11 protein-coding genes are annotated in these 5,445 nt (G+C 57.4%); 2 read left to right on the forward strand and 9 right to left on the reverse strand.

Annotated features, from left to right (window positions below):
* From Q0349_RS00310 to Q0349_RS00350, 9 genes are all read right to left on the reverse strand, one after another.
* On the reverse strand, positions 1-313 hold a 313-nt coding region (locus Q0349_RS00310; protein WP_298078724.1), incomplete at its 3' end, for a phage terminase large subunit.
* Entirely contained in the window at positions 303-830 is a 528-nt protein-coding gene (locus tag Q0349_RS00315; RefSeq protein WP_298078725.1) for a hypothetical protein, read from the reverse strand. The genes Q0349_RS00315 and Q0349_RS00310, both read right to left, overlap by 11 nt.
* Positions 830-1,204, reverse strand: a complete 375-nt coding sequence (locus tag Q0349_RS00320) for a hypothetical protein (RefSeq protein ID WP_298078727.1) — start codon at positions 1,202-1,204, stop codon at positions 830-832. The genes Q0349_RS00315 and Q0349_RS00320 overlap by 1 nt, the downstream gene beginning before the upstream one ends.
* A 215-nt stretch (positions 1,205-1,419) precedes the next feature.
* Positions 1,420-1,686, reverse strand: a complete 267-nt coding sequence (locus Q0349_RS00325) for a hypothetical protein (protein ID WP_298078729.1) — start codon at positions 1,684-1,686, stop codon at positions 1,420-1,422.
* On the reverse strand, positions 1,670-2,530 hold the full coding sequence (locus Q0349_RS00330; protein ID WP_298078731.1) for a glycosyl hydrolase 108 family protein: 861 nt from the start codon (positions 2,528-2,530) through the stop codon (positions 1,670-1,672). Before Q0349_RS00330 ends, Q0349_RS00325 begins: the two co-directional genes overlap by 17 nt.
* Complete coding sequence (locus tag Q0349_RS00335; protein ID WP_298078732.1) at positions 2,520-2,783, reverse strand: Gp49 family protein; 264 nt, start codon at positions 2,781-2,783, stop codon at positions 2,520-2,522. The genes Q0349_RS00330 and Q0349_RS00335 overlap by 11 nt, the downstream gene beginning before the upstream one ends.
* Before the next feature lie 231 nt (positions 2,784-3,014).
* A complete protein-coding gene (locus Q0349_RS00340) occupies positions 3,015-3,554 on the reverse strand; it encodes a hypothetical protein (RefSeq protein ID WP_298078733.1) in 540 nt (179 codons plus the stop codon).
* Positions 3,554-3,973, reverse strand: a complete 420-nt coding sequence (locus Q0349_RS00345) for a hypothetical protein (RefSeq protein WP_298078734.1) — start codon at positions 3,971-3,973, stop codon at positions 3,554-3,556. The genes Q0349_RS00340 and Q0349_RS00345 overlap by 1 nt, the downstream gene beginning before the upstream one ends.
* A gap of 120 nt (positions 3,974-4,093) precedes the next feature.
* Positions 4,094-4,309, reverse strand: coding sequence for a hypothetical protein (locus tag Q0349_RS00350; RefSeq protein WP_298078736.1), 216 nt, complete (start codon positions 4,307-4,309; stop codon positions 4,094-4,096).
* Here Q0349_RS00350 and Q0349_RS00355 point away from each other — a divergent pair.
* Both Q0349_RS00355 and Q0349_RS00360 read left to right on the forward strand, forming a co-directional pair.
* Entirely contained in the window at positions 4,308-4,748 is a 441-nt protein-coding gene (locus Q0349_RS00355; protein ID WP_298078738.1) for a hypothetical protein, read from the forward strand. The two genes, Q0349_RS00350 and Q0349_RS00355, sit on opposite strands and share 2 nt — an antisense overlap.
* Before the next feature lie 219 nt (positions 4,749-4,967).
* Positions 4,968-5,327 carry a hypothetical protein gene (locus Q0349_RS00360; RefSeq protein ID WP_298078740.1) on the forward strand — a complete coding sequence of 120 codons (360 nt, stop codon included), beginning with the start codon at positions 4,968-4,970 and terminating at the stop codon, positions 5,325-5,327.
* Positions 5,328-5,445 lie beyond the last annotated feature (118 nt).

The raw sequence follows: 5,445 nt of genomic DNA on the forward strand, positions 1-5,445 counted from the left end.
TATGGTCTTGCATCCCCTGGAAGATAATCAGCCCGCCACCGTAGCGGTTGAGGATGAGGTCGCGCTGGATGTCGAAATGCGACAGCACGCCGAGCTTCTCAATCTTCGCTTCAATCAGCGCCTTGACGCTGTGGCGCAGCGATTTTTGGATTTCGCGGATGCAGACCGTCTTGCTGTTGGGGTCGAGCAAATGCGCCTCAACGACGGCTTCGGCGAAGAAATGCGACTTACCACCGCCCCGCCCACCATGCGCGCCCTTGTAACGCGCCGGTTGCAACAGCGGTAGCGCCCAGCGCGGGGTGTCAATGCGCATCGACAATCACCCGTTCAATCCGCGCCGGGGCGTTGTTAATCTGGATGGCGGTGTCGGGCGCTTTGCCCAGCACGCTTTCCCGTTGCGTTTTGACCACCCGCGAAGCGCCTTCCACGACGGCGATGGCGCCCTTGACGTCATCCATCTTGTCCGCGCCGTCCGCCATAGCGACCGCCTTGTCCACCAGAGACATTGCCGCATCGCGCATCCGCTGCATATCGGCATTGTTCTGCAACTCAAACGCCAGTCGGTCAAACACCTCGCGTTGCACCTCTTCGCGCAACGTTGCGTTCAGCTGTTGCGTTTCGTTGCGTAACGCGATTTTTTCCTTTTCATTTTCGACAGTTGCGGAAATCAGCCGTTGCGTTTTCTCCTGATTCCAGCCCTCGGCTTTGGCGCGTCGGCTGATGTTGGACTTGTGGACGCCATACGCCTCTGCCAGCTCGGAAAATGATTTGCCATGCGCCTCATGGGCGGCTCTCATCGCCTCCCATTGCGCATCGGTCAGACGTGCCATTACTGCCCCTTCTCCTTGAGCAATGCGTCAATTTTGTCGTTGAGCTTCGCGAACTGCTGGCGCATCTCTGCGTACTGCTGCCGTTGCTCCGCGCGGTCTGCATCCATGCGGATGCGCAAATCCTGGTCTGCCTCTCGGCGCGCCTGCTGCTCAACAGCACCTGCATCTTTGCGTGCCTGCCGCTCTGCTTCGATTGCCGTTTGCATCGCGGTTTGGTAGTTCTCGATTTTGGCGTCCTGTAGTGCATTAGATTTGTCCACGTTCGCCAAAAACCAAAACCCGCTACCAATCATGCCAACGACAACCAGCAAATTGCCCATGCTGATACGCCAATCAAACACTGCTTTGTGGGTGTCTTCAGTTTCTTTCGTCATCGCACATACTCCTCAACTGCCCGATATGCTCTTTGAGCCGCAACTCTCGCTCGACGAGGTCGCGGTAGGTCTCATCGGATAACATCATCAAATCCCCACCCTTAACCACGGGTAAGGCAGGCATCGGCGGGCAGGGCGCGGGCGGCAAAGGTACATACTCCACCCGCGCGCAGCCCGACGCGCCAAAAACAAAAACGGCGGCCAATACTGCCGCCTTACTTCTCGAAATAATCACGCCTGCCCTCCCTGATAGCCTGTTCTGCTTCCGCGCGCTCCTGTTTGGATGCGACCGCCGCCTGATTGGCGCGCGCTGCCCGTGCCTTGAGGCCGTCGGCGATGGCCTGCAAACGGGAGCGTTCCCGCCGCTCCATCTCGGCGGCAAGGCGGGCGTTTTTCGCACGCAACACATTGACGGCGACGGCAAGGGCGAAGACAACGCCTGCGAGCACATACAGCGCCCACGCCTTAATCCGCGCGAGCACGGAACACCTTCCAGCACAAATAACCGATCACCGCCGCCAGTACCAGATACCACAACCACGGCGGCAGGAAACGGGCAAGGTTGTCATGCAGGTCGCCCGCACTCGCCGCCGTGTCTGCCGCAGCGCCAATCAGCGCCGCCGCACCCGTGGCCGGTGCGACATACTCGCTGGCCGGGGCACGGGCGCGACCGTAAGCCTTGGCACCGCGCCCGTCATCCGGCACATGGTCGGTGGGCGCAATGGCGGGGACAACATCACCACGCGCGGCAACGGCGGCCTTGCGCGCATCATTGAGCGACTGCCCCGGACGGCGTGCCTTGTCGGCCTCGCCCGCCATGCGCAGCGCATCGCGTTCGACGTCGTTGATGCGCGTTACCCAGCCGGGGTTATGCTTGGCGTTCTTGAGGCGCAGCTGCCACTTGCGGCGGGCGGCGCAGTAGCGCTTGATGAGCTCGGGCAGATTGGCGGCACGTACCGCCGCCAGCGTCTGACTGCCGACAATACCGTCGGCCTTGACGCCCAACACCTCTTGCAACAGGCGCACCGCCCGCGAGACACCCGCGTTCACCGCGAGGTCGAACACCGCGTAGCCGATGCCGGGCGGCAGGTCTTCATAGCGCACGGGGTTGGCGTAATTGGCGCGGTAGATGGCGGCAGCCTCGGTGTAGGCGATATTGCGCACCTCGCCGCGCGGCTTGCCCTTTTGGTCGCACCAATCGTTGTAAGTGCTTTGCGTGATGCCGTACATCGTCTTGCCGCCGGGGTCGGCATCACGGTCGCGGTCACTCCAGCCGCCCTCGTGTTTGGCGAGCAACCGCAGCGCGGTTTGAAAATCAGCCTGCATTGTTGCCCTCCAGCGCAGCAAGCGCCTTGACGTGATAGCCCTCCAACTGCCACAGCTTTTCAAAGGCGTTGGCGTAAGCGATTTGCTCCCCGATTTCCGCGTCAAAACTGGCAGGATCGAAGCAAGCGGACTCACCCGTAACCACAAACCCGCTGCACAATGTCAGCGCGCAAATGGTGACGGTCGTGCCGTCCAGGCGGTGATAACTCACATCGGCGATGAGGCCTTTGAGGTGTTCTTCGGTCAGTTTCATGGTTGCCTCCGGGCAATAAAAAAGCCCGCGTGAGCGGGCGGGAAACAATCTGCCTACGGCGGCAAACTGATAGGGCATGACATGCGCGGAAGTATGCGCGCATAAACAAAAAGCCCGCACAAGGCGGGCTGTTTGTAATACGGTAGTTTTGTTTCACTTCGCGCCCCGAAGGGCGAATATCAGGTTGTAATTGCAAAAATCCCAACCTAATAGTTTTGGTACGCACCAATGTCAAGAGTTTGGCACATCCGCCGTTGCCACCTTGCCGATATTGCCACGGATGGCGTCAATACGTTCTCCACGGGCGCGCAGCATCAAATCCAGCTCCGCCCATACGCCAAAGGGGATATTTCCCCCTGTCAGCCATTGCCGTATTCTCGCCGTACCGGACAGTCCAAGCGCCTCCGCCATTTTGGCTTGCCAATGCTCACCCCAAAGGACGACCCCAATTTCGGTGAGACTATCTGCCGTTAGATTCTGCTGTTTATCCCGCAGGGCGGCATATTGATAAAAACCATTCCAAAACGCCCCGCGCGCACCTTGCGGAACAGGGTTGCTTTCATCCCATTCGGCGGGCAGTTTCGCAATGAGGCGGGCGATTTCTTCTTGGTCTGCCTTGCGCCAGGCATCGGTATTGTGCGCCATACCGATACCCTTGGTTGGATACGCCAGCATGTGGCTCAAAATATTCGGCGGCACTTCGCCGTCCGTCCAAACACACCGGGTCAATTGACCCAGTGTGTACATTTCCTTTTCAGTAATTGGGGACATTACATTTTCTCCTTAGCCTGTTTTGACATCCAGACAAAATCAATGGTATCGCGGTGGTCAATCCACCACTTGGCGGATGACTGTTCACGCAATTCCTGCAGCACCGCATTCATTGCGGCGGCAACGGCAGGGTTGCGGTGTGATGCGGCGTTTGCTTTCTCTTGCCCGTCCACTATGAGCGGGGCTACCTTTGCGCGAATATCTTCCGCCCATGCAATTTGCTTTTCAGAGCCTTCCAGCGCCACGTAACCGACATCAGGCACAGGCACAGCTTCTTTTTGTGCTTTTTTGTAACATTCATAGCAGAGGCGAGTAGAGAGCCATTCGGCTTTTTTATCGCGTTCGCCGTGGACGTTGGTGCCAACGATGTTATGGACTTCTTCGTGGCCGCAGGCGTGGGTGATGGTGTATTTTGACATGTTCGTCTCCTGTTTAGACTTAACTTGACGCCGCCCCTGTGGGCTTGCGCATTGATTTGAGGTATCGGTTTTTTGTTCCGATGGGCGCATCGTATTACCGTGCGCCTGGTAATACAACCCCTACCCCGAGTTCTTTTGATAACACTCTATAAGAAAAAGAATTTTTTCCGCCTGATTGCTCCCCTCCACCTGTTCCAGCCCGGCACGGATGGCCGCGATGACCGCCGGGTCTTTGTGCTTGACCTCAAAGCGGTTAGCCGCTGTCAGGCGGCTTTGAAAAGCATCCGCCGTTGCCCGGCGTAGCCGTCTGCTATGCTCCGTTTTTGCGTTTGCCATGATTAACCTCCTGCCGCACAACCGATCCGTCCAGAAACGCATGACCTGCCAGCAAACTGCGATACATCGCCGTAACACTCGTGCCGCATTGTCGCGCTGCTGCCTGCTTGTTGGACACCCCATCATGATAACGCACCATGACGGCCTGATACGCATCGGGATACTTAACCTTGAGCGACGCCAGCGCGCGATTGACCGCCTCGGCCTCATCATCCGACAACGGCGCGACATCATCGGCATCAGGTTCGGATTGCGCCAGCCTGCCCAAATTGCAGCGCGCCCCCTGTGGCGTGCCATTACGCAGCAAATTCCACCGGCGCCAGCGCATCATCAGCTGGGGGTGATGCTGGATATCATTGCCTTGCTTGAGGCAAACAAAATTGAAGTCGAGGCTGCCATCCGGTTGCTGAAGCGCAAGTACAGGGTGCCGGCGGAATAGCAGAAGCTCATTCCCCTGACCCTCGACCGTGTCGCCAAGAATGACCCCCTCAATTTTGAGGGGTTTTTTGTAAAACGACGCCGACCGAGAATTCGGGGGAGATCACGGCTTTTATGATGATACAACTAAAAACAGTGTCAAAGAAACACTATGATTAGTGTTGCATGCTTTTCAGGAACGGAATATCCTAGTTGCCTCGAAAATAACCGGAGGTAGATCATGCAACAACACGAGTTCACCAGAATGCAAGTACGCTTGCCCGAAGATCTGTATGCACAGCTCAAAGAGATTTGTGAGAAAAAGCGACTGTCGCTGAACCAATATTTTCTTGAAGCCCTGGAGCAGGCTGTCCGCTTCGAAAAACGGCGGAATCGACGGCTTATATACAACGACTGGAACACCAAGCACAGTAGTGCCCAAGACTTTACGGATGATTACATACTGCGAGCTGCTGACGGGATCACCGAATTCCTTGCTGACCATCCCCAGTACGAACTTGTGAACATTGAGACGAGACCATCGGGTTTGCGCCTGTGGTACACCTACCCGATTGACGAGTATGGGCGTGAAGTCCGCTGATGGACGCTAACCGGAAGCCTGGAATTCGGCGACAACATCGCAAAGAGGACGGCGCAGGGCAACCGGCGCCGTTTTTTTGTCCCCCTCACCGGCAACTGGGCAGCTCCTCCCAGCGGGT

Origin of the sequence: uncultured Cardiobacterium sp. (genome assembly GCF_938028185.1) — a bacterium.
In the GTDB taxonomy this organism is placed as follows: domain Bacteria; phylum Pseudomonadota; class Gammaproteobacteria; order Cardiobacteriales; family Cardiobacteriaceae; genus Cardiobacterium.

What these genes read in the sequence shown, in the direction of transcription:
- Q0349_RS00315 (WP_298078725.1), bottom strand. Translation starts at nt 830, where the DNA reads ATGGCACGTCTGACCGATGCGCAATGGGAGGCGATGAGAGCCGCCCAT.
- Q0349_RS00320 (WP_298078727.1), bottom strand. Translation starts at nt 1,204, where the DNA reads ATGACGAAAGAAACTGAAGACACCCACAAAGCAGTGTTTGATTGGCGT.
- Q0349_RS00330 (WP_298078731.1), bottom strand. Translation starts at nt 2,530, where the DNA reads ATGCAGGCTGATTTTCAAACCGCGCTGCGGTTGCTCGCCAAACACGAG.
- Q0349_RS00335 (WP_298078732.1), bottom strand. Translation starts at nt 2,783, where the DNA reads ATGAAACTGACCGAAGAACACCTCAAAGGCCTCATCGCCGATGTGAGT.
- Q0349_RS00340 (WP_298078733.1), bottom strand. Translation starts at nt 3,554, where the DNA reads ATGTCCCCAATTACTGAAAAGGAAATGTACACACTGGGTCAATTGACC.
- Q0349_RS00345 (WP_298078734.1), bottom strand. Translation starts at nt 3,973, where the DNA reads ATGTCAAAATACACCATCACCCACGCCTGCGGCCACGAAGAAGTCCAT.
- Q0349_RS00355 (WP_298078738.1), top strand. Translation starts at nt 4,308, where the DNA reads ATGATTAACCTCCTGCCGCACAACCGATCCGTCCAGAAACGCATGACC.
- Q0349_RS00350 (WP_298078736.1), bottom strand. Translation starts at nt 4,309, where the DNA reads ATGGCAAACGCAAAAACGGAGCATAGCAGACGGCTACGCCGGGCAACG.
- Q0349_RS00360 (WP_298078740.1), top strand. Translation starts at nt 4,968, where the DNA reads ATGCAACAACACGAGTTCACCAGAATGCAAGTACGCTTGCCCGAAGAT.